This window comes from Pseudomonas sp. 910_23 (genome assembly GCF_052850795.1).
Genome location: NZ_VXCZ01000029.1, coordinates 25969 through 49859, shown reverse-complemented (window position 1 = coordinate 49859; position 23891 = coordinate 25969). Strand labels below are relative to the sequence as shown.

The following is a 23891-nucleotide window of genomic DNA, read 5'->3' as shown; positions in this document are numbered from 1 at the left end:
GCTACTTGAAAAGGACACACGCCATGCTGGTCTTAAGCCGCACCATAGGCGAAGCCATCGCTATTGGCGATGACATCACCGTCTATATTCTCGAAGTGAACGGCACCCACGTGAAATTCGGTATCGAAGCCCCCGTGGGCGTCAATGTGCACCGCGCCGAGGTTTACCAGAAGATCCGCGAACGCCAGGGGCCCGTCACGCATCCCGTGTCGGTACCCAATCCTTAGGCGGGGTTTTCAGTCGAACAGATGCTTGGGCACATCGTGCTTGAGCATCAGTTGGCATTGCTCGCTCTCGGGGTCGAAGACGATCAGCGCCTGGCCCTTGGTCAGTGCCTGGCGTACGCGCAGCACGCGGGTTTCCAGCGGCGTATCGTCGCCATTGTCAGTGCCGTCGCGGGTGACGAAGTCTTCGATGAGGCGGGTCAGGGTGTCGACTTCAAGTGCATCGTAGGGAATCAGCATACAAGCCTCAGGTGTCAGGTCCCGGCGATGCTACTGCGCCGGGACCTATGTTGCCAGTAGCAGCTGTCGCCGGCGTCAGGACTTGTTTCCGACCAGGCTGTCCACCGACGGCACGCGGGTGTCGCTCTCCATTTGCGTTTCATGCTCGATCTGATGACTGAACCGATCCAGGGAACCCTGGGCCGGTTGCGCATCGCTGGCAAAGACCGGCGGGCTGAGGATATAGGCGCCCAGCAAGCGACTCAGGGCGGCCAGGCTGTCGATATGGGTACGCTCGTAGCCGTGGGTGGCATCGCAACCGAAGGCCAGCAGGGCGGTGCGAATGTCATGGCCGGCGGTAACCGCTGAGTGCGCATCGCTGAAGTAATAGCGGAACAGATCGCGGCGCACCGGCAAGTCGTTATCGGCGGCCAGGCGCAGCAAGTGCCGCGACAGGTGATAGTCGTACGGCCCGCCGGAGTCCTGCATCGCCACGCTCACCGCGTGTTCGCTGGAGTGCTGGCCCGGGGCGACCGGGGCGATGTCGATGCCGACAAACTCGCTGACATCCCAAGGCAGGGCGGCCGCTGCGCCACTGCCGGTTTCCTCGGTGATGGTGAACAGCGGGTGGCAGTCGATCAGCAGCGGTTCGCCACTGTCGACGATTGCCTTGAGCGCGGCGAGCAAGGCGGCGACCCCAGCTTTGTCGTCCAGGTGACGGGCGCTGATATGCCCGCTTTCGGTGAACTCCGGCAGTGGGTCGAACGCTACATAGTCTCCGACGCTGATGCCCAAGGAGTCACAGTCGGCACGAGTGGCGCAGTAGGCGTCCAGGCGCAGTTCCACATGGTCCCAGCTCACCGGCATTTCATCCACGGCGGTGTTGAACGCATGCCCGGACGCCATCAACGGCAATACGCTGCCGCGGATGACACCGTTATCGGTGAACAGGCTGACCCGGCTGCCTTCGGCAAAGCGGCTCGACCAGCAGCCCACCGGTGCCAGGGTCAGGCGGCCGTTGTCCTTGATCGCTCGCACGGCGGCGCCGATGGTGTCCAGGTGCGCAGAGACGGCACGGTCAGGGCTGTTTTTCTGGCCCTTGAGGGTGGCGCGAATAGTGCCGCGCCGGGTCATTTCAAACGGGATGCCAAGTTCTTCCAGGCGTTCGGCGACGTAGCGCACGATGGTGTCGGTAAATCCGGTGGGGCTGGGAATGGCGAGCATCTCCAGCAGCACTTTTTGCAGGTAGGCGAGATCGGGTTCTGGGATGGTTCTGGTCATGGAAACTCCTGATGAGTTGAGGGCATCGATGGTTTCGATGATAGGGTTGAGAGATTCGTTGTCAGTGCCGGCCTCATCGGGGGCAAGCCCCCTCCCACCCTTGATGTGTGAACACAGGAAAATGTGGGAGGGGGCTTGCCCCCGATAGCGGTTTCACATTCAACACAAGCCTCAAGCGGCCGGTTGACTGTGTGGAAACAACAAATCCACAAACTTCTCTGCAGTCGGTTGCGGTTCATGGTTGGCCAGCCCGGCCCGTTCATTGGCTTCGATAAATACGTACTCCGGCTGGTCGGCCGCCGGTACCATCAGGTCCAGGCCGACCATGGGAATATCCAGGGCGCGGGCGGCGCGCACGGCGGCGTCCACCAGCGTCGGGTGCAGGATGGCGGTGACGTCTTCCAGACAACCGCCGGTATGCAGGTTGGCAGTTCGCCGCACGGCCAGGGTCTGGCCGCGGGGCAGGATGCTGTCGTAGTCGTAGCCGGCGGCCTTGAGCGTGCGCTCGGTCTCGCCGTCCAGGGGGATCTTGCTTTCGCCATCGGTGGCGGCCTGACGACGTCGGCTTTGCGCTTGGATCAATGCACGAATCGAATGCTGACCGTCGCCGATCACTTCGGCGGGGCGGCGAATCGCGGCGGCGACTACGTCGAAACCGATCACCAGGATGCGCAGGTCCAGGCCCTCGTGAAAGCTTTCGAGCAGTACGCGGCTGTCGAACTGGCGTGCCGTTTCGATGGCTTGCTGCACCTCCTCGATCGTTCGCAGGTCCACCGCCACGCCCTGGCCTTGTTCGCCATCCAACGGCTTGACCACCACTCGCTGGTGCTCGTCCAGAAACTCGAGGTTGTCGTCGGCACTGCCTGCCAACTGCTGCGCAGGCAACTTCAGGCCAGCGGCCTTGAGCACTTTGTGGGTCAGGCTCTTGTCCTGGCAAAGGGTCATGCTGATGGCGCTGGTCAAATCGCTCAGCGACTCGCGGCACCGCACGCGGCGCCCGCCGTGGCTGAGGGTGAACAGCCCGGCATCGGCGTCATCCACCTGCACATCGATACCGCGCCGATGGGCTTCTTCGACAATGATTCGCGCATACGGATTGAACCCCGCCTGCGGCCCCGGGCCGAGAAACAGCGGCTGGTTGATGCCGTTCTTGTGCTTGATCGCAAAGGTGGTCAGTGCGCGAAAACCCAGCTTGGCGTAAAGGCTCTTGGCCTGGCGGTTATCGTGCAGCACCGACAGGTCCAGGTAGCTCAAGCCACGGCTCATGAAGTGTTCCACCAGGTGGCGCACCAGCACTTCACCCACGCCTGGGCGGGTGCACTGTGGGTCTACCGCCAGGCACCACAGGCTGCAACCGTTTTCCGGGTCGTGAAAGGCTTTCTGATGGTTGAGGCCCATCACGCTGCCGATCACGGCGCCGCTGTCTTCGTCTTCCGCCAGCCAATACACCGGGCCGCCTTGATGGCGCGGTGTGAGGCGTTCGACGTCGACGGGCAACATGCCGCGGCCCTGATACAGCAAGTTGACGGCGTGCCAGTCGGCTTCGCTCTGTACCCGACGGATCCGAAAACCGCGAAACACACGGGTGGCGGGGCGGTAGTCACTGAACCACAGGCGCAAGGTGTCTGACGGGTCGAGGAATAACTGCTGCGGGTCGATCCCGAGGATTTGCTGGGGCGCGGCCACATACAGGGCGATATCACGTTCGCCGGGCTGTTCGTTGAGCAGCTCCAGGGCGAGGCTGGCAGGGTCGGGAAACGTATGCCCGATCAACAAGCGCCCCCAACCGCAATGCACGGCAATCGGTTCGGGGCCTTGCGGGCTGCCGTCTTCGGCAAGCCGGGCCTGCAGGCGCTCGTAGGTCGGCGCCTGGCCTTTGATCAAGCGTTGGCTATACGCCGCGGCGTTAGGTTTCATGGATCAGATTCCTTGTTCGCTGAGCCACAGGTTCAGCGCCGCCAGTTGCCACAGCTTGGAGCCGCGCAATGGGGTCAGTTGACCCTGAGGGTCCGTCAGCAGGCGATCGAGCATGGCCGGGTTGAACAGGCCACGGTCCTGGCTCGGGTCCAGCAGCAACTCGCGCACCCAGTTCAGGGTGTCGCCTTGTAAATGCTTGAGGCCGGGGACCGGGAAGTAGCCTTTTTTACGGTCGATGACTTCGCTGGGGATCACCCGGCGCGCGGCCTCTTTGAGCACCTGTTTGCCGCCATCGGGCAGTTTGAACTTGCCCGGTACGCGGGCCGAGAGTTCTACCAGGCGGTAGTCGAGGAACGGTGTCCGGGCTTCCAGGCCCCAGGCCATGGTCATGTTGTCGACGCGTTTGACTGGGTCGTCCACCAGCATCACCGTGCTGTCCAGGCGCAGGGCCTTGTCCACGGCGGCGTCCGCGCCCGGCATGGCAAAATGCTCGCGCACAAAGTCGCCGGCAGCGTCGTTGGCGGTCAACCATTTCGGTGCGACGGTGGCCGCGTAGTCATCGTAGCTGCGGTCGAAAAATGCCTCGCGGTACGCGGCATACGGGTCGCTTGCGCCATCCACCTGCGGGTACCAGTGGTAACCGGCGAACAATTCGTCGGCGCCCTGGCCGCTCTGCACCACCTTGCAATGCTTGGCGACTTCCCGCGACAACAGGTAGAACGCGATGCAGTCATGGCTGACCATCGGCTCGCTCATGGCGCGGAACGCCGCTGGCAGTTGCTCGATGATCTCGCTTTCGGCGATGCGCAGTTGGTGGTGGCGGGTGCCGTAATGCTTGGCGATCAGGTCCGAGTACTGGAATTCGTCGCCGCGCTCGCCACCGGCGTCTTCAAAACCGATGGAGAACGTGGACAGGTCCTGCACACCGACTTCACGCAGCAGGCCGACGAGCATGCTCGAGTCGACGCCACCGGAGAGCAGCACGCCCACATCCACGGCGGCGCGTTGGCGGATGGCCACGGCTTCGCGGGTGCTGTCGAGCACGCGGTCGGTCCAGTCTTCCAGCGTCAGGTGTTTTTCATCCTCATGGGGCCCGTAGGGCAGGGTCCACCAGGTTTTCTGTTCGGCCTTGTCGCTTGCGTCGATGCGCATCCAGCTGGCGGGCGGCAGCTTTTCAATGCCCGCCAACAGCGTGCGCGGCGCGGGGACCACGGCGTGGAAATTCAGATAGTGGTTGAGAGCGACCGGATCGAGGATCGGGTTGATGTCGCCGCCCTTGAGCAACGCCGGTAACGCCGAGGCAAAACGCAGGCGCTGGCCGGTGCGCGACAGGTACAAAGGTTTTACGCCCAAGCGGTCACGGGCGATGAACAGACGTTGGGCGTCACGTTCCCAGATGGCGAAGGCAAACATGCCGTTGAGCTTGGGCAGCAGTGCTTCGCCCCAGGCGTGGTAGCCCTTGAGCAGCACTTCGGTATCACCGCCGGAATAGAAGGCGTAGCCCAGGGCTTCCAGCTCTTCTCGTAGTTCCGGGAAGTTATAGATCGCGCCATTGAACGCCAGGGACAATCCCAGTTGGGCGTCAACCATGGGCTGCGCGGAGCCGTCCGACAGGTCCATGATTTTCAGGCGGCGGTGGCCCAGGGCAATCGGCCCTTGGGCGTGGAAGCCCCATGCGTCGGGGCCACGGGGGGCGAGGTGATGAGTGATGCGTTCTACGGCTGCCAGATCGGCAGGTTGATGATCAAAGCGTAACTCGCCAGCTAATCCACACATAAGTTCCTTACCGGTTTTTCCGTTGGGGAGGGGTCAATACTCAATACGCCAAACGGCGCGTACCCAGAAACTGACCCAGTGCTATGCGTGGAGTTTTAGACCGATAAGTTATAAGGCAGATGGCCGCCTAGCCATCAATCCCGCTCTTTACGGGCTGCGGCCTGGCCTCGAACCAGAGCGCGCAGGGTAAACCGGTTGGGGTGGCAAGCCGCGGCCACGCTGGCCGGTACTGGCAGCGGTTCGTCATTCAGCCAGGCGGCCAGGAGTTCGCCGCACAGGGGTGCAGTGATCAGGCCGCGGGAGCCATGGCCACTGTTGAGGTACAGCCCGGGCAGCCAGGGGCACGGCGTATCCGGTACTTGCCGGGCGTCTTTGCCCAGCACGGCATAAGCCTGCTGGAACGCTTCATGGTCGGCCAGCGGCCCGACGATCGGCAGGTAATCGGGGCTGGTGCAGCGAAACGCAGCACGCCCTTCCAACTGTTCGGCCGCCAGGCGGTCGGCGCCCAGGCGCTGCAGCAGGTCTGTGGAGATCTCGCGCAGCATCTCCAGGTTGCCGGTGTGTTCAGCGAGCGTGGGTGTGAGGTCTTGGTTGTTGAAGTCAAAACTGGCGCCCAGGGTATGTTCACCAAGGCGGGCTGGTGCGACGTAACCCTCGGCACAGACCACAGTAGTAAGGGCCTCACTGGCTGGGGTTTGTGCGAGCCGGGTGATCTGCCCGCGAATACGCTTGAGCGGCATGTCTGCGCTCAAGGGGAAACGCTTGATCTCGGCCGCCCCGGCGAGCACCACCACGCTGGCGCTGGCCAGCACGCGATCGCCTGCGCGGGCGTGCCACTGGTCGTCTCGCCGGTCCAGCTCAAGCGCCTCATGGTGGCTGAGCACCTCAATCAGCGGATGCGTCGCCTGCCACTGGCACAGTGCGGGTGGATGTACCCAGCCGCCCTCGGGGAAAAACAGGCCGCCGTGGGCCAGTTGGATTCCAGCCTGTTGTTGCGCCTGCTCGCGGTCGAGCAGGTGCAGCAGGCTCGGTGCGAAGGCGTCGGCGAGTTGGGCCTGGCGCTGGCCTTCCTTGGCGTCGAACGCCAGTTGCAACACACCACAGCCATCCCAATCCACGCCACGGTGCAAGTGCTCCAGCAGGCGGCGGGTGTGGCCGAAACCGCTGAGTATCAGTTGGGACAATGCGGTGCCATGGGCCGACAGCTTGAGGTACAACACGCCCTGAGGGTTGCCCGAGGCTTCCTGCGCCAGGCCGGCATGGCGTTCCAGCAAGCTGACGCGCCAACCGCGGGCGGCCAGGCTGGCAGCCGTTGCGCAACCGGCCAGGCCACCGCCAATAACCATGGCGTGGCGTTCACCGTCGATGGCTGGGGGGCGAGCGAACCAGGGTTTGCTTTTGGCGGGCGGCGGCGTCTCGTCGGGCCAGCCGACGAACTCTCCACGCAGAATCTCCCACTTGTGCCCGATGCCCGGCGTGCGCTTCATCTTGAAGCCCGCGGCGTTGATCAGGCGCCGTACCCAGCCCGTGCTGGTGAAGGTACTGATGGTCGAGCCCGGAGCGGCCAGGCGCGCCAGTTCAGCGAACAGTTCGGCGGTCCACATATCGGGGTTTTTCGCCGGGGCGAAACCGTCCAGAAACCAGGCGTCGATCTGCGCATCCAGTTGCGGCAATTGCTCCAGGGCGTCGCCGATCAACAGGGTCAGGACCACGTGGCCGTTATCCAGCACCAGGCGTTGGAAGCCTTGGTGAATGGCGATGTATTGCGCCAAGAGTTGTTCGGCCAAGGGTTGCAGTTCAGGCCAGAGGGCGAGGGCGCGTTGCAGGTCGGCATGGCTCAGCGGATATTTTTCTACGCTGACAAAGTGCAGGCGCGCGCCGGCCGGTGCGTGTTGCTCAAACAATTGCCAGGCGCAGAGAAAATTCAAACCCGTGCCGAAGCCGGTTTCGCCGATCACCAGTCGCCCGCCCGCTGACAAGCCAGCAAAGCGCTCCTGCAAGCGGTTCTGCTCCAGGAACACATAGCGGGTTTCTTCAAGGCCCGACTGGTCGGAGAAGTACACGTCGTCGAACACCCGCGAATGCGGGCGACCTTGGTCATCCCAGTCGAGCTGGGCGTGGGTGATGGGGGTCATGGGCGGCTCATAGACATACAGCAGGCAAAGACAAGGCGGCCATTCTAGCCGATCGCGGCGCGCAGGGCCGATTCCAGGTGGTAGCCCCATAGGTTTTGCATGGAAATAGCTGCTGCGTCCGGCCTGCAATCCATCAACTATCAGCGTTAATTCTGTGCAAGTTGCTGCGGTATCGTAATAGCTTGATTTATAGGCAATAAAGGACATTGCTGATGCGCCCGCAGGACGATTTGAACAGCAAACTGAACCAATTGACCCAGCGGCAACTGCAATCCGCCTTACTGGAAATGACGGGTGATTTGGACAAGGCCCAGGTGTTGCAAAAGCAACTGCCGGGCTGGATGGTCAACGCACCGCCTGGCGTGTTGGACGCACTGACCAGAGATGCCGCACGGGTTGCAGATGCCCAGGCAGTTGTCGCCGAGCAATTGAAGCCTTTGCAAGCACTGGATGAGTTTTGCAGTGAGCGGCTCAAGGCTTACTGTCAGACCCGATGGCAACTGACCGTGGATCCGAAAAAAGATCTTTTGGTGCGTGCTGTAAACGAGTACGAGAAAGAAGTCTTGCCATTGAAATATGTGAAAACGGTGAGGCTGGTGCAGGACAGTCTCCTGCATGTGGCGATGCAGAATTTTTCCGAGGATGAAGTGCGAGCGCAGCACTTTCCGACGGGCTCGCTGCTGCGCTTGGGGGCTGCCGCTCGCGGGGTCATTGGCATAACCCCCCTGGAGTTTGCCCAGGGGTGCCGTGCCCTGGATCTGGGTGGCCTGTATCAGCAGCACATCAGTGAAGTATTCAAGCTGGGGAGTGATCAGCCCAACCTCAATGATGTCGCAACTGATATCGGCCAGATGAAAACCCTGGATATAAAAATCGACGCCCACATTGCCCTGATGCGCGCAGATATTTCCCAAGGTGTCTACGAGGTGTTGTGCAAATTGCTGGACCGCAAGCTGACAGCGTCTCAGGCTCAGGCGGCAGGGATTTTGTTTGAATGGCGCCCCGTCACTTGGCAATGGCTGAATGTACAGGGCAGTTGCCTGTGGAGCATCCTGGTGTTCTCCGGCCGCTCGGTTGCGCAATACCCGCAAGAACCCTGTGTGGTGTACATGCCCAATGAGCCGGAGCGGCCATTGTTCGAGTATTCCTCGTTTGATGACTTTCAGGTCTACCTCAAGGGCAAGCTTGAAGTGCCGGCTTATCGTAGTTTCTTTACCCGGTACCTGAGCCAGGATGACCGGGTCGGCTTCTTCAGCCATTTCGATCAATCCCGTACCTTGGGGGCGCTGGAGGCAAACCCCATTACGGTTAGCCTGGCGGGGCATTTTTTCGCAACTTACGCCGCCAAACTCCAAGCCGACGCGCGGACCCTGGCGGTACCGGTGGCCGACGTGGATGAGGTGGCCCGCGAGCAGCGCTTGCAAGCGTACCTGGATGCCGGTTTGACAGTGCTCAACCTCGCCGGGTTTGTTGTGCCGGAGTTGGGACTATTGATGACTGGCGTGGCGGTGGGCCAGATGCTCGGCGAGCTGTATGAGGGCATTGAGGACTGGCGCCGTGGCGATAAAGAAGAGGCGTTCAAGCAGTTGGCAGCGGTAGCGCAAAACATCACCTCGATGGTGCTGTTCGCGGCGGGGAGCAAGGTTGTCGGTTCGGCGATGAAACGCAGCGGTCTTAACCTGGATAACTTTTTTCGCCAGTTTGAAGTGGTACGCCCCACAGATGGCAATCTGCGGCTGTGGCGGGCAAATGTCACGCCGTACTTCCATGATCAGCGTCTTGTCGACGACGAGGTTGCGGACGCTACGGGAATTTACAAAGTCGGAGGGCATTCATACGTCAAGGTCAATGATTGCGTACATCGGGTTACGTTTGACTCGAAACTGGATCGATGGCGGGCCAGTCACCCGCTGCGGCAGACGGCTTATCGCCCGCTGTTGCTGCACAACGGCGAAGGACGCTGGCGTTTTGCGTTCGAAACGCCTGACGAATGGGAGGATCAGGAGTATCTCTTTTCACGCCTGAACCCGGCAGGCCCAGGTGCTTCGCTGCATCCCAGGAAACTTGTGCAGATCAAGGCCATTATGGATATGCCCCATGAATGGGGCGTCTATCAGGCCGAAGAGTGCCTGCCCTTTCCCGCACGTTTTCGTGATTTGTATGAGCGTTTCAAGCTGGACCAGTCCATTCGTGATCTGATCTGGCAGTTGGAAAGCGGTGCATCCCCCAGTGTAGAAAACTTGACCTTGCAGATGCATGCCCTGCCCTTGTTAGGCGGGTGGCCGGTGGGGCGCTATTTTGAGGTGCTGGATGCACAGGGTAGCGTCAAGGCGCGTTACCCCACCGGTGGGCCGTTTGACAATGTAGGCCTGCGTTTGACGCTCACTGAGCAGATGCTTCGTGAGGGCAAAGTGTTTGATGTGCTGTTGTCCGAGCTGGACGAGGCACAAAAAATCGGCCTGCTTGGAGAGGGGGTTGCTGCTGATCAGGAGCGCGGCGTATTGGAGCGTCAGTTGCTCGCACACCTCAAGGCTGACTGCAGACCGTTGTTCGAGCAGTTGTATCAGGCCCATGACGGACCTGTACCGCCCGAATGGGCGTTGCTCAGGCGTACCTATCCGCAACTGCCCTGTACGCTGATGCGCGAATTGATGGCCCAGACCTCAACGGTGCAGCGCGAGACCCTGCGCGATAATCAACGTATCCCCATGGCATTGGCCGAGTCGGTCCAGCGTGCCCTCGAGGAGCAACGCCTGGACCGCGCCCTGATGGGGTTTGAGCAGCCTGAGCTGGCCAGCCTTGATACGGCGTGTGTGGCGGTTCGGTCGATGCCGCATCTGGCAGGGTGGGGCAGGGAGGTGCGGCTTGAGTTGCGCCAGGGTTCGTCACAAGGTGATTTATTGGTTCTGGGCGCGAGCAATGGCGCCGGTGCGCGACGAATAGTGGTCAGCTCGGACGCTGGGTTTGCAACGTTCGACGACAACGGCCTGAGTCTAGGTGGGCCTTACTCCGGACCGGACGGCTTGTTTCAGGCGATTGAGTGCGCGCTGACCGACAGTCAGCGCGTAGCAATGGGGTTGCCGCTCAACGAGGCCAACAATCTCTGGCGCCTGCGCTACATGAGCGCTTCCCAGGCCAAGGGGGAACGGGAGCTGGCCGCCGAGGCTTTTTCCAGCAGGGGCAGCGAGCCGGTGCTGGACGCGATGCCCTGTGAAATGGCTGATTCGCCGACGGGGCCATTGGCGCACCCTCGCGCGCTGGTGCGCAAGGTGAAGCGTTTGTACCCCTTGTTCAGCACTGCACAAGTGTCTTCGCTGCTGATGGCCTTGGGTGCTGACCATCTTGCCCGGGCCAGGGCGGTAAAGCGTTTGAAGGCAGAGCTTACTCATCTGCGAGCGCTGCTCAAACACTGGAAGACCGATACCCAGGGCATGGATAAACAGCCGGGCCTGAGTGACATTCGTACCAGCCGCGAGCAGGTGGCTGAGCGCATTGAAGCCTGTTGGCGGCGTCAAAGCTTTGCTCTGGATGAACATCAGATGTCGGTTGCCAGTTTGAACCTGGACGGAATGCGCGTCGGATCGTTGCCGACGCTGCCTGCCGACATTCGTTTCGACCATGTCCGTCAGGTGTCACTCAAGAACATGCGATTGGGCGATGACGTCGCGTATTTCCTCAAGTGTTTCAAAGGCATTCGGCATCTGGCGCTGGACCGTAACCGCCTGACGCGCTTGCCGGAAATATTCTCGCGGATGCTCGACCTCGAAAGCTTGTCGATGCCCCATAACCGTCTTGCACTGACCGAGTATACCCAGCTGAAACTGGCTGATCTGAATACGCTGCGCCTGCTGGACCTGAGCCATAACCCACTGGATAAGCTGGTGGATGTCAGCAGGATGCGTGACTTGCACACGCTGTTGCTGCGGGACAGCAGACTCGTCGACCTGCCGTCGGGCATCGGGCGGTTGGCCCACTTGGAGCAGGTGGATCTGCGCGATAACCTGATCACCGTGCTGCCCGAGTGGTTGTTCACGGTGCCGCGCATTTTCAGCCAGTCGATCGACTTGGGCGGCAATCCGCTATCCGACACGACAGTAGAGGCACTCGAGCGTTACCGCGCTGACGTGGGTATTGGTATGGGGTATGTAGACGACGATCAGCCTCGTATGAGCGAACTGAAGGCCAGGGCGCGGTGGTTGCCGGACGAGGTGGCTGCCCGCGATGCCAACAAGCGTAGCGTCTGGGCCAACCTGCGGGATGATCCGGAGTCGACAGAGTTGTTCCTGTTGCTGGCTGAATTGACCAGTGCTGCTGACAGTCGCCGTGTGCGCGAGGATATGACGCAACGTGTCTGGGACGTATTGCAGGCGACCCATGACAATGTCGGGCTGCGCGAGCAGGTCTTCCAACTGGCAGCCCATCCGACTGGTTGTGAGGATGGGGCGGCGCAGATGTTCAGCCAGATTGAGGTTCTCAAGGAAGTCGAGAAGGCAACGCTGCAGGCGGGTCGTGCACAGAGCAACTCCGGGGCGCTGTTGAACTTGAGTCGAGGTTTGTTTCGCCTCAGCGAGCTGGAGAAAATTGCGGCGACATACGCGGTTGAAAAAGCCTCCTCGGATCCGCTGGAAATCAACCTGGCATTTCGGATCGGGTTGGCCAAGGACCTGCAACTGCCGGGGCAGCCCAAACATATGGTCTATGACTCGTTTTTCGAGGTGCCCAGCAGCGATTTGGCGATGGCGCAAGCCCAGGTGCGAACAGCTGAGCTGTCGCCCGCCTTCTTGCGTTTTATTACCCAGTTGACGTTCTGGAAAACCCATCTCAAACAGCAGTTTCCTGCTGAGTTCCTATTGGTGACTGAGCCCTTCGATACGCAGCAGCAAACACTTTTTGAGAATCGCCAGGACCTTACTGACGGGGAGTATTTCAAACAAATGGAAGCCCTGCGCGCACCGCGACGGCAGGCAATAACCGCAGTGATGGAGCGCCTGACACAGCAGATGTTGAAGTATCAGGACCTGGGCCTATGTCACGTTCCTGGGTATTAACCGTAGCCGCGGTGATTGATCCACGGCAAGCCGAGTGAAATTCCTTGCCTGCCGTGGTGCCCAATCCGCTAGTCTTGAGCCATCTTGAAACGGAGCTGCCCATGTTCGAATCCGCCGAAATCGGTCACGCCATCGACAAAGACACCTATGACGCCGAAGTGCCGGCCCTGCGTGAAGCCTTGTTGGAGGTGCAGTACGAGTTGCAGCAGCAGAAGCGCTTCCCGGTGATCATCCTGATCAATGGCATCGAAGGCGCGGGCAAGGGCGAAACCGTCAAGCTGCTCAATGAATGGATGGACCCGCGCCTGATCGAAGTGCGCACCTTCGACCAGCAGACCGACGAAGAACTGGCGCGCCCGCCGGCCTGGCGCTATTGGCGGCAACTGCCGGCCAAGGGGCGCATGGGCATCTTTTTCGGTAACTGGTACAGCCAGATGCTGCAAGGCCGGGTGCATGGGCAGATCAAGGATGCGCGCCTGGACCAGGCCATCGCCGGCGCCGAACGTCTGGAAAAAATGCTCTGCGATGAAGGTGCGCTGATCTTCAAGTTCTGGTTCCACCTGTCCAAAAAACAGATGAAGGCGCGCCTCAAGGCCCTGGCCGACGACCCGCTGCACAGCTGGCGTATCAGCCCGCTGGACTGGCAGCAGTCCGAGACCTACGACAAGTTCGTGCATTTCGGTGAGCGTGTGCTGCGCCGCACCAGCCGCGATTACGCGCCGTGGCATGTGATCGAAGGCGTCGACCCCCATTACCGTGGGCTGACCGTGGGCAAGATCCTGCTGGATGGACTGCAAAGTGCCTTGAAACAGGCCAAGGTCAAGGCCAGCGGCATGAACCCGGCGCCGTTGCTTGCCTCGGTTGACCAGAAGAGCCTGCTCGACAGCCTGGACATGACCCTGCGCCTGGACAAGGACGATTACGAAGAACAGCTGATCACCGAGCAGGCGCGCTTCTCTGGCCTGATGCGCGACAAACGCATGCGCAAGCACGCGCTGGTGAGCGTATTCGAAGGCAACGACGCAGCCGGCAAGGGCGGGGCGATCCGTCGTGTGGCGGCAGCACTGGACCCGCGCCAGTACCACATCGTGCCGATTGCCGCGCCCAGTGAAGACGAACGCGCCCAGCCTTATCTATGGCGGTTCTGGCAGAAGATCCCGGCGCGTGGCATGTTCACCGTGTTCGACCGCTCCTGGTACGGCCGCGTGCTGGTGGAACGCATCGAAGGCTTTTGCACCCCGGCGGACTGGATGCGCGCCTATGGCGAGATCAATGACTTCGAAGAGCAATTGCGCGATGCGAGGGTGATCGTGGTCAAGTTCTGGCTGGCCATCGACAAGGACACCCAACTGGAGCGCTTCCAGGCCCGCGAGGAAATCCCGTTCAAGCGCTTCAAGATCACTGAAGATGATTGGCGCAACCGCGACAAATGGGACGACTACCGCGCGGCGGTGGGCGACATGGTTGATCGCACCAGCACCGAGGTGGCGCCCTGGACCCTGGTAGAAGCCAATGACAAGCGCTGGGCGCGGGTCAAGGTGTTGCGCACCATCAACCGGGCGCTGGAGGATGCGTTCGCTAAAACCGACAAGCACGACAAAAAGAAAAAGAAATAGCCTGCACCCGGCTCGGTCCAAATGTGGGAGGGGGCTTGCTCCCGATGGCGGTGAGTCAGTCACAGATGTGCTGACTGACACTCCCTCATCGGGCCACAGCTCACTAGTTGTCTGCTCTAGCTCTTAACTGACTGGCATTGGGGCAAGCCCCCTCCCACATTTAGGATTGTGGCGTATCCCAATCCAGTGACTTGCCCCTAGAATGCGGTTCCACTTCCTCTGGCATCTGGGGCACTCATGCACATCTCCTCCGGCCGCTGGGTCTACGGCTTTTTCCTGACCCTGCTGACCGCGTTTCTGTGGGGCATCCTTCCGGTCAAGCTCAAGCAAGTGCTGCAAGTGATGGACCCGATCACCGTCACCTGGTTTCGCCTCACGGTGGCCGGTACTTGCCTGTTTGTCTATCTGGCTGCCACCAAGCGCTTGCCCAGCCGTAAAGTGCTCGGCCCCAGGGGCGGCTGGCTGGTGGGCATGGCGGTGTGCGGCCTGGTCGGCAACTACGTGCTGTATCTGGTTGGGCTGAAAATGCTCAGCCCAGGCACCGCGCAGCTGGTAGTGCAGATGGGCCCGATCTTTCTGATGGTAGCCAGTGTGTTTGTGTTCAAGGAGCGCTTCAGTCTGGGGCAGGGTGTGGGGCTGGTGGTGCTGATTATCGGCTTTGGTTTGTTCTTCAACCAACGCCTGGTGGAGTTGCTGACGTCCATGGGCACCTACACCGCCGGTGTACTGACGATCCTGCTCGCCACCACCATCTGGGTGTTCTATGCATTGGGGCAGAAGCAGTTGCTGACAGTGTGGAATTCGTTGCAGGTGATGATGGTGATCTACCTGTCGTGCGCGGTGTTGCTCACGCCGTGGGCGCATCCGCTGGAGGCGTTGCAGTTGAGCCCGCTGCAAGGATGGCTGCTGCTGGCGTGTTGCATGAATACGCTGGTGGCCTACGGCGCATTTGCCGAAGCCCTGGCGCATTGGGAAGCCTCGCGGGTCAGTGCGACCCTGGCGTTGACGCCGTTGGTGACCTTTGTGGCGGTGGCCTTGGCGGCCTGGCTGTGGCCCGACTATGTGCAGGCCGAAGAGATCAATGCCTTGGGGTATGTGGGGGCGTTGGTGGTGGTGACGGGGTCGGCGATGGTGGCGTTGGCGCCTTCGCTGCTCGCCGGGCTCAGGGCCCGGCGGCTGCGGATATCGGTTTAAGCGCCGAGCATGTTTTCCGGGCGGACCCACTGGTCGAACTCGGCGTCGGTGAGGTAGCCGAGCTCCAGCGCGGCTTCGCGCAGTGTCAGCCCTTCGGCGTAAGCCTTCTTGGCGATCTCTGCCGACTTGTCGTAGCCGATATGCGGGTTGAGCGCGGTGACCAGCATCAGCCCGCGTTCCAGGTGTTCGGCCATTTGCGCGGCGTCTGGCTCAAGACCCGCGATGCAATGCTCCTGGAAGTTGTTGCAGCCATCGGCCAGCAGCCGGATCGACTCCAGCAGGTTGTGAATGATCACCGGTTTGTACACGTTCAACTGCAAGTGCCCTTGGCTGGCGGCCATGCCGATGGTTACGTCGTTGCCCAATACCTGGCAGGCCAGCATCGACAGCGCTTCGCACTGTGTGGGGTTGACCTTGCCGGGCATGATCGAACTGCCCGGTTCGTTGGCCGGCAACTTCACTTCGGCCAGCCCTGTGCGTGGGCCGGAACCCAGCAGGCGCAGGTCGTTGGCGATTTTCATCAGGGCCACGGCCAGGGTTTTCAGCGCGCCGTGCAAGGTGACCAGCGGTTCATGGCCGGAGAGGGCTGCAAATTTGTTCGGTGCGGTCACGAAGGGCAAGCCCGACAGCGCCGCCAGTTCGGAGGCAATCGCCTCGCCGAAGCCATGGGGTGCGTTGAGCCCGGTGCCGACAGCAGTGCCGCCTTGGGCCAGCTCGCACACGGCGGGCAGGGCGCTGCGGATCGCGCGCTCGGCGTAATCGAGCTGGGCGATAAACGCCGACAGCTCCTGGCCGAAGGTGATCGGCGTGGCGTCCATCATGTGGGTGCGGCCGGTCTTGACCAGCTTCATATGCCGCGCGGCCAGTTCCGCCAGGCCACCGGACAGCGTCGCGATAGCAGGCAGCAGTTGCTGGTGCACCGCTTGCACCGCAGCAATGCTCATGGCGGTTGGGAAGCAGTCGTTGGAGCTTTGGGAGCGGTTCACATGGTCGTTGGGGTGTACCGGGCTTTTACCGCCCCGATTGTTGCCGGCCAGTTCGTTGGCGCGGCCGGCGATCACTTCGTTGGCGTTCATGTTGCTCTGGGTGCCACTGCCGGTCTGCCAGACCACCAGCGGGAACTGGTCGTCATGCTGGCCGTCGAGGATTTCGTCGGCAGCCTGTTCGATCAGCCGGGCGATATCGGCGGGCAGGTCGCCGTTACGGTCATTGACCCGGGCGGCGGCCTTCTTGATCAGGGCCAGGGCATGCAATACCGCCAGCGGCATACGCTGCTCGCCAATCGCAAAATTGACCAGCGAGCGCTGGGTTTGCGCGCCCCAATAGGCATCATCAGGGACCTGTACTTCTCCCAGGCTGTCGGTTTCGATACGGCTCATCGGGCACCCTCCTTATCCAGTCGTGATTGGTCAGTTTAGGCCCTGGCGGCTGCCGTGGGTTCCCTAAATCCGCATTTGTGCCATTGCGCCCCGCAAAACCAGGGCCTACGTGGGGTGGGGTTGAGCCGCGAGGTTTTTTAGGCGCAGAATGGGCGCCCTTGGGGTCTTACCTCGCCTGCTAGAAAAGGAAACTCGATGACTCGTCTTCGTGCCATCTGTACCGCGGTTGCTCTGGTTTGCGCCAGCGGCCAGGTTTTTGCCGATACCGCCAGCCACAACGCCAGTGCCGAAGCCTTCCTTACCCTGGCCCACGCTGACAAGCTGGGGACCCCGGTGTACATGCAAGTGCAGCAAATGTTCGCCCAGCGTTTCGAACAGACCAAGGCGCCTGCCGCCAAGCAGTCCGTACTGGACAGCTACCAGGCCAAGGCCAACGCCGCCCTGGACCAGGCCATCGGCTGGCCGAAGCTCAAGCCCGATATGGTCAAGCTCTACACCACCAACTTCAGCGAATCCGAGCTCAAGGACCTGGTAGCGTTCTACCAGTCGCCACTGGGCAAGAAAGTCCTGGAAAAAATGCCCCAGCTGACTCAGCAATCAGCCCAGATGACCCAGGCCAAACTGGAAAGCGCCGTACCGGTGGTGAACAAGCTGTTGGAAGACATGACCAATGAGCTGGCGCCAAAAGGTGCCGCACCGGCCAAGAAGAAGTAAGCAGCAATGACCATGCAACAGCGTATCGAAACGGCGCTCGCCGCCCTGGGCCCGGAACACTTGAGTGTGCTGGATGAAAGCCACATGCACAGCCGTGGGTTGCAGACCCACTTCAAGGCCGTGCTGGTCAGCCCGCAGTTCGAAGGGCTCAACCGCGTCAAGCGCCACCAGAAGGTCTACGCCACCCTGGGTGACCTGATGAGCGAATTTCATGCGTTGGCGCTGCATACCTACACGCCTGAGGAATGGGCGAAAATCGACGCAGCCCCGGCCTCGCCGACCTGCGCCGGCGGGCACTGAAAACCTTTGAGGCCAGCAGGTGCCAAGCCTGCTGGTCTCGACAGGTGGTGCCAGAATCTGGTTACACAAGGCTACTTTTTATACCCCTTTATCGAGGCCGGTACCTCTAGGATTTGTTGACCTTAGTGCAAAACAGGTCATGAATTCATGTCTAACGCCCTTCATCGAAATACGCCTACCTTGACGGCCATTGACCCTCGCGGGTTAGCCGTGCGCACTGTGCAGTATCATCGTGCAACGCTCGCGGACTCCCCTCAGCCGCGGGTCAATCGCCAGGTGTTGAGTGCCAGTGGTTTTTTGCTTGAACAGTGGGACCCACGTCAGTTCGCCCTTGGCTCGACCGGGGTGGCGGCGCAATCGAACCTTTACAGCCTGTCGGGTGAAACCGTGCGAACCCAGAGTATGGATGCCGGTTGGCGCTTGGTCATGTACGGTGCAGCGCGGCAGCGGTTGCACAGTTGGGACTCGCGCGGCGCCCTCCAAGCGTTTCACTATGACAGTTTGCTGCGCCCTGTGGCGGTGTTCGAACAATCTGCAGAGGACCCGTCACCCCGTTGTGTCGAGCGTATGACGTACGCGCCCGCAATCTCGGCCGAGGTCGTCGGCAATCGCTGTGGACGGTTGATTCGCCATGCGGACCCAGCGGGTGTGCTGCTGGTGGAGGCGTACGCGATCGATCAACGCGTCATCAAGCAAACCAGACGGTTTCGCGCCGATATCGCTCTGGTCGACTGGCCAAACAGCGATGAGGCACAGGATCTGCTAACGGAACGCCAGGCCTATACCACCACCTGGCGTTACGATGCGCTGGGTGCAATGCTGGAGCAGATCGATGCCAAGGGCAACCGCCTACAGTGGCGCTATGGGCAACAGGGCTGGGTGTTGGAAATGCTGCTGATCTTCAAGACCGGCGAGCGCCAAGTGTTGATGAATCAGCGGGTATACAACGCCAGCGGCCAAGTCGTGTCCGAGCGGGCGGGCAATAACGTTACCAAAGTCGCCCGTTACGCCGAGCATGACGGTCGTTTGCAGCAACTTGAGGTGTACCGCCAAGGGCAGGCCGGCACGCCGCTGCAGCAGCTGGTATATGAGTACGATCCGGTCGGCAACATCCTCAGCCTCAGCGACCTGGCGCAACCGATTCGATGGCACAGCAACACCCGGATTGATGCGGTTAATCGCTACCAGTACGACACGCTTTATCAGTTGATCCAGGCCAGCGGTCGGGAAAATAGCGCCAATGCCGGGGGCCGGGCTTTGCCAACGCAGGTGCAGTTCGGGGCGACGGATCAGGGGCTCTGGCGCAATTACACCCAGCATTATGCCTATGATGGGGCGGGCAATCTGACGCGCCTTCGACACGTGCCCTCCAGCGGCACAGGCTATACCCGCGAAATGCAAGTGGCGGCGCTCACGAACCGCGCCGTGCCCGTAGCGCAAGGGCGGCAGGTTCAATGGGATGGGGCGTTCGATGCCAATGGCAATCAGTTGTCGCTCGACGGCACACAGCAGGCGGCCTGGAATGTGCGCAATCAATTGACCTACACCACCCAGGTACAGCGTGAGAACGGTGACCCTGATGTGGAGAGTTACCTGTATGACAGTCAAGGCCTGCGCGCACTCAAGGTTCGCAGCCGTGAGGCTCGTGCAAAACCTTACACCCAGGAAACCTATTACCTGCCGGGCCTGCAAGTACACAAGCAAAGGGCACAGCGCTTCAATGTGCTGGACATTGATACGGGCGGTGGGCGAGTCACCGTGGTGCAATGGGAGTCGGGCAAACCCAGCGAGATGAGTACCCACTCACTGCGATTCAGCATTCTGGATCACCTCAAGAGCTGTGCGCTGGAACTGGACGAGCAGGCTCGCTTGTTGAGCCAGGAGCATTACTATCCTTATGGCGCAACGGCGTGGCGGGCAACCAGCAATATCGTTCGGGGGCACCCTAAGATTCGCCGTTACTCCGACAAGGAGCGCGACGCCACGGGCCTGTACTACTACGGTGCGCGTTATTACGCACCGTGGTTGCAGCGCTGGATAAGCCCGGACCCGATGGGCGATGTGGACGGCTTGAACCTGTATGCGATGGCCCGAGGCAATCCCGTAGGGTTCAGGGATGCCGATGGCACGCAAACGACGTTTGGCGAGCAATTCCAACCCAGTCGTGGCGATATCATTTTCGGCTTGGCGGATACCGTGCGTCTCTACCGCAGCTTCTGGTCGAAGCTGACCGCACGTGGGGACATAATGGCCGCCTATTTCGGGAACGAGGAGATAGGGCCGGCGACTGCGAGGCTGAGAAAGGAAAGTGCCCCCATGTTCATTCAGTTCAAGCTCGGCAGGATCGATGAACACGAGTATGAGCAAAGGCTCACGGAGCAAGGCTCGTCGGTTGCACAACAGTTCTATGGCGCTATTGTGTCGAAGTATTCGGGCTGTACGTCGACCACCGCCAACCGGGAGTTCGCGAAGCGGTTCGTCAGTGATCTTGCTTCCAGTGAGTATTCGTTCGAGCGTACTCTGAAGGATTATATCGACGTGGACTTGAGTGAGTTCCAGCATAAGTTGGTCAGCCGCGCCAGTAAGTCGGCGTTGAAGACGCTGACGGACCCTCAGAGCACCCGGCAGGTGCATTTTGCCCTTGATAATCTGGACGTGGATGATGTGATCCATAAGTCCACGACTTCCGCCACAGGTTCGGAGTTGCGCTGGCTTTATCGGCATCGTCTGCAACTGGCAGGCCGTGTGACGTTCTATCGACACCAACAACGGGTCGACGCGCCTTGGGAGTCAAACGCGCGAGCTTGGCGTCGCTACAAACCCAGCCGTCCGAGGGTGTCAGGGCGGGCGGCACGCTGACACGTGAGCGGGTCGGGGCGATGCCAGTAACTGGATACACAAAAGCATCCTCCAGCACCACCTTTCTCATCCCCTCATCCCTAGGCTCTCAGGACTACTTGTTCAGCAATAAGGTCCTGAGGTCATGTCTGATTCCATCCATCGAAACACGCCGTCCCTGGTCGCAGTCGACCCGCGTGGGTTAATTGTTCGTAACATCGATTACCACCGTTCAAGCACAGAGGTTGAACCGCAGATGCGCATTCATCGTCAGGTGTATGGCAGTACGGGCTTGATGATTGAACAGTGGGACCCACGTTTGTTGCAGTTGTCACGCTCACAGCCTGACACCGCGCCCAATCAACGCACGGTCTATAGCCTTGGTGGACAAGCGTTGCGCACCGACAGCGTGGATGCCGGCTGGCGGCTGACGCTGATGGGGGAGGCTGGGCAGTTACTGGAAGAATGGGATGGGCGGGGCGCTCACCAGGCTCATCGCTACGATCAATATCTGCGGCCGGTGGCGGTCTTCGAGCAGGCGGCCAGTGACGGGCAAGCGTTGTGCGTCGAGCGTCTTGCCTATGCTGCATCTTCGAACGAAGAGGCGGCGCGCAACCGCTGCGGCCGGGTGGTTCGCCACGATGACGGCGGCGGCTCGTTGTTCCACGAGCGGTATGGGGTGCACGCAGAAGTTGCTCAGCAGACCCGACGCTTCCGGCAGGCGGATGCCGCGCTGGATTGGCCGCAGCTGTACGCACAACGCGAGGTGCTCCTGGAGCCCGAGAGATTCCAGACATCCATTGGGTTCAACGCGCTGGGTGAGCGCCTGCATCACACGGACGCCAAGGGCAATCGCTTCGACTACGCCTACGGCATTGACGGCCAACCGGCGAGCATCTTTGTGACGCCCAGGGGCGGCGAGCGTACGCAGGTACTGGGCCAGCGGCACTACAACGCAGCGGGTCAGGTGCTCAGCGAACGCGCCGGCAACGGCGTTGTGCGTGCCATGCACTACCGTGAATTCGATGGTCGCTTGCGGCAAATGACTGCCCATCTGCCCGCGCGACCGGGCGCAGCGCTGCAAGACCTGCGCTACGAGTATGACGGCGTTGGCAACGTCGTGCGGATCGATGACCTTGCCCAGCCGACGCAATGGTCCAGCAACACCCGAATCAGTTCGACCAGCCTTTATGAGTACGACACGTTATCGCAACTGACCAAGGCCACCGGCCGCGAAACCGCCGGCAACACTGGAGGCCCGGCGTTACCAGCGAGTGTGACGTTCGGCTCGACTGACGACAGCGTATGGCGTCGCTACACCCAGCGGTTCAGCTATGACGCCGCCGGAAATATGCTTGAGTTGCAACATGTGCCCAGCAGCGGCACGGGCTTCACGCGGCAGATGAGCGTGGCCGCGGGCAGCAATCATTTTTTGCCGCAGGCCGATGGCAAGACTGCGCCGGGGTTGGGCCAGGGCTTTGACCGCAATGGCAATCTGCAAGCGTTGGCAGGCGATTACGAGATGGGCTGGGATGTGCGCAATCAACTGGTGCGCCTCACGCAGGTGCGGCGCGAGGGCGGCAACGACGATGAAGAACGTTACGCCTACGATGCCACGGGCCAGCGCATCCTCAAGCGCCGGGTCTCCCAGGCCCGGGGCGTGCTGCATAGGGCCGAGGTGCGCTACTTGCCGGGGCTGGAAATTCGGCATGACAGCGCAACGGGTGAGCAACTGAATGTACTCAACCTTGATGCTGGTACGACCACGGTGCGCGTCCTGCTTTGGGATCGCCACCCTTCGGGGGGGCGCCAGGACGCGCAGATCCGTTACGGCTTGTCGGACCACTTGGGCAGCAGCAGCCTGGAACTGGGCGAGCAGGCGCAACTGCTCAGCCAGGAAAGTTATTACCCCTACGGCGGGACTGCCTGGTGGGCGGCGAAGAATGCCAGCGAGGCGAGTTACAGGTTCATCCGTTACTCGGGCAAGGAGCGCGATGCCAGTGGGTTGTCTTACTACGGCTTCAGGTATTACGCACCGTGGTTATGCCGTTGGATCAGCCCGGACCCGATCGGCGATGCCGATGGTTTGAATCTGTACGCCATGGTTGGCGGTAACCCGATCACCAAGGTCGATGGGCAGGGGCTGACGTCGACACCGGCTCTGGAACCGCCTCGGCAGACACAACTGCGCAGGCTTTCCATCAGCCGCAGGCTCGCGCATATGGAGCGCATTTTTCGACCCAGGATACAGGCGGGTGCATCGGCCGCGATTCGTGATGGTTTATCCACCTATATTGCCAATGCTATTTCGACGGGCGTCGATCTGGCGATCTTCAGCAACATACAGCCCACGGCGCAACGCAACCAAATCTTGCGCATTACCGTCGCGGTATTGGATGCAGTGTCCACGGCGCATATGAGCACCGGTGTCGCTGGTAACTGGACGCGATTTGCGCCACAGATCGGTGCTGTTTTTGCAGGTGCTGCGGGTATGGGATATGCCGTTTATGGCGACTCGATAGGTGATCAAGCCGAGCACAGCTGGGACCCGGTAGCGGTCCGGCGGTTGGGCGGGCATGTACGCGCGCTCTCCAGGGAACTCGTGCAACAGGTCATCCGTGGGCATGGTAGCGGCGTCTCCTGGGGCAGCACGCCCCTGCAGGGCAGGGTCGCGCGCACCGCTGGAGCGACGGCGGCCTATGGTCTGGCAACCGTGGCCAACGCTGTTTACGGCGGGGAAGTACCCGCGCTGATGCAACCCAATGTCTCTCCTGTAATAGAAGCCTTCGATGGAGCGATGGGCACGATGATCCGTGGTGGTCACCCGACGGCCGCCCACGATCCCCACGGCCAAAGCCTGCAACTGCCGGACCCGGTTGCGACGGCGAACGGTGGGCTGAGCAGAATGTTCAATCAGGTGTGGACGCACTGGGCTGCGTCCGGTATCGAAGCATTGGCCGTTTCGTTGACGGGCTTACCCATGGCTGCTCAAGGCCGGGTTACTCGCAACCTTGTGATGGCGGCCCGCGGCGTGATTTCCGCGCTGACCGAATGGCGTGGCTTTTTCGTACAGATTGCCAGGGGCGGGTATTCGACCTTGGCAACGAGCTGGCGCCGAGGCCCGAGGTCCAGGTAGGAGAATGAATGGGGCGCTGTCCTGCCGCGTTGCCACGCACTCAAGCCTGCATTGATCGTTCCCACGCTACGTGGGAACGATCAAAAACCGGAGCGCGCACTCTGCGATCCGATC

Annotated in this window: 14 protein-coding genes; 8 read left to right on the top strand and 6 right to left on the bottom strand. The window is 61.1% G+C overall.

The features are described 5' to 3' along the window. Positions 1 to 23: 23 nt before the first annotated feature. The gene (gene csrA, locus FW800_RS26025) at positions 24 to 227 is read left to right on the top strand and encodes a carbon storage regulator CsrA (RefSeq protein ID WP_005789902.1); all 204 of its coding nucleotides are present in this window, start codon (positions 24 to 26) and stop codon (positions 225 to 227) included. 9 nt (positions 228 to 236) lie between these two features. Here csrA and FW800_RS26020 read toward each other — a convergent pair whose 3' ends face one another. The 5 genes from FW800_RS26020 to mnmC form a co-directional block, all read right to left on the bottom strand. Beyond that, entirely contained in the window at positions 237 to 464 is a 228-nt protein-coding gene (locus FW800_RS26020; RefSeq protein WP_003192759.1) for a YheU family protein, read from the bottom strand. Between the two features lie 75 nt (positions 465 to 539). Continuing rightward, a complete protein-coding gene (locus FW800_RS26015) occupies positions 540 to 1724 on the bottom strand; it encodes an osmoprotectant NAGGN system M42 family peptidase (protein ID WP_005789901.1) in 1185 nt (394 codons plus the stop codon). Positions 1725 to 1895: 171 nt separating this feature from the next. Next, positions 1896 to 3641: an N-acetylglutaminylglutamine synthetase gene (gene ngg / locus FW800_RS26010; protein WP_078821927.1), complete on the bottom strand. Its 1746-nt coding sequence runs from the start codon at positions 3639 to 3641 to the stop codon at positions 1896 to 1898. Between the two features lie 3 nt (positions 3642 to 3644). Further along, the gene (locus tag FW800_RS26005; protein WP_446438784.1) at positions 3645 to 5417 is read right to left on the bottom strand and encodes an N-acetylglutaminylglutamine amidotransferase; all 1773 of its coding nucleotides are present in this window, start codon (positions 5415 to 5417) and stop codon (positions 3645 to 3647) included. 134 nt (positions 5418 to 5551) lie between these two features. After that, positions 5552 to 7552, bottom strand: a complete 2001-nt coding sequence (gene mnmC, locus FW800_RS26000; RefSeq protein WP_446438783.1) for a bifunctional tRNA (5-methylaminomethyl-2-thiouridine)(34)-methyltransferase MnmD/FAD-dependent 5-carboxymethylaminomethyl-2-thiouridine(34) oxidoreductase MnmC — start codon at positions 7550 to 7552, stop codon at positions 5552 to 5554. A 212-nt stretch (positions 7553 to 7764) separates the two neighbouring features. Between mnmC and FW800_RS25995 the strand changes: the two genes are divergently transcribed. From FW800_RS25995 to FW800_RS25985, 3 genes are all read left to right on the top strand, one after another. Beyond that, positions 7765 to 12600 (top strand): NEL-type E3 ubiquitin ligase domain-containing protein, encoded by a 4836-nt coding sequence (locus FW800_RS25995; RefSeq protein ID WP_446438782.1) that lies wholly within the window; start codon positions 7765 to 7767, stop codon positions 12598 to 12600. A gap of 101 nt (positions 12601 to 12701) precedes the next feature. Then, positions 12702 to 14216, top strand: coding sequence for a polyphosphate:AMP phosphotransferase (gene pap / locus FW800_RS25990; protein WP_078821923.1), 1515 nt, complete (start codon positions 12702 to 12704; stop codon positions 14214 to 14216). A gap of 237 nt (positions 14217 to 14453) precedes the next feature. Beyond that, on the top strand, positions 14454 to 15410 hold the full coding sequence (locus FW800_RS25985) for a DMT family transporter (protein ID WP_032880154.1): 957 nt from the start codon (positions 14454 to 14456) through the stop codon (positions 15408 to 15410). Here the strand turns inward: FW800_RS25985 and FW800_RS25980 are convergent. Further along, positions 15407 to 16789, bottom strand: a complete 1383-nt coding sequence (locus FW800_RS25980; RefSeq protein ID WP_032880155.1) for a class II fumarate hydratase — start codon at positions 16787 to 16789, stop codon at positions 15407 to 15409. The genes FW800_RS25985 and FW800_RS25980 overlap by 4 nt on opposite strands. Before the next feature lie 195 nt (positions 16790 to 16984). Between FW800_RS25980 and FW800_RS25975 the strand changes: the two genes are divergently transcribed. The 4 genes from FW800_RS25975 to FW800_RS25960 all read left to right on the top strand — a co-directional run bounded on the left by FW800_RS25975 (position 16985) and on the right by FW800_RS25960 (position 23777). Continuing rightward, the gene (locus FW800_RS25975; protein ID WP_032880156.1) at positions 16985 to 17503 is read left to right on the top strand and encodes a DUF2059 domain-containing protein; all 519 of its coding nucleotides are present in this window, start codon (positions 16985 to 16987) and stop codon (positions 17501 to 17503) included. A 6-nt stretch (positions 17504 to 17509) separates the two neighbouring features. Beyond that, entirely contained in the window at positions 17510 to 17803 is a 294-nt protein-coding gene (locus FW800_RS25970; protein WP_032880157.1) for a BolA family protein, read from the top strand. A gap of 147 nt (positions 17804 to 17950) precedes the next feature. Beyond that, a complete protein-coding gene (locus tag FW800_RS25965; RefSeq protein ID WP_446438781.1) occupies positions 17951 to 20662 on the top strand; it encodes an RHS repeat-associated core domain-containing protein in 2712 nt (903 codons plus the stop codon). A gap of 124 nt (positions 20663 to 20786) precedes the next feature. Then, positions 20787 to 23777: an RHS repeat-associated core domain-containing protein gene (locus FW800_RS25960; protein ID WP_446438780.1), complete on the top strand. Its 2991-nt coding sequence runs from the start codon at positions 20787 to 20789 to the stop codon at positions 23775 to 23777. The last annotated feature ends 114 nt before the right edge of the window (positions 23778 to 23891 follow it).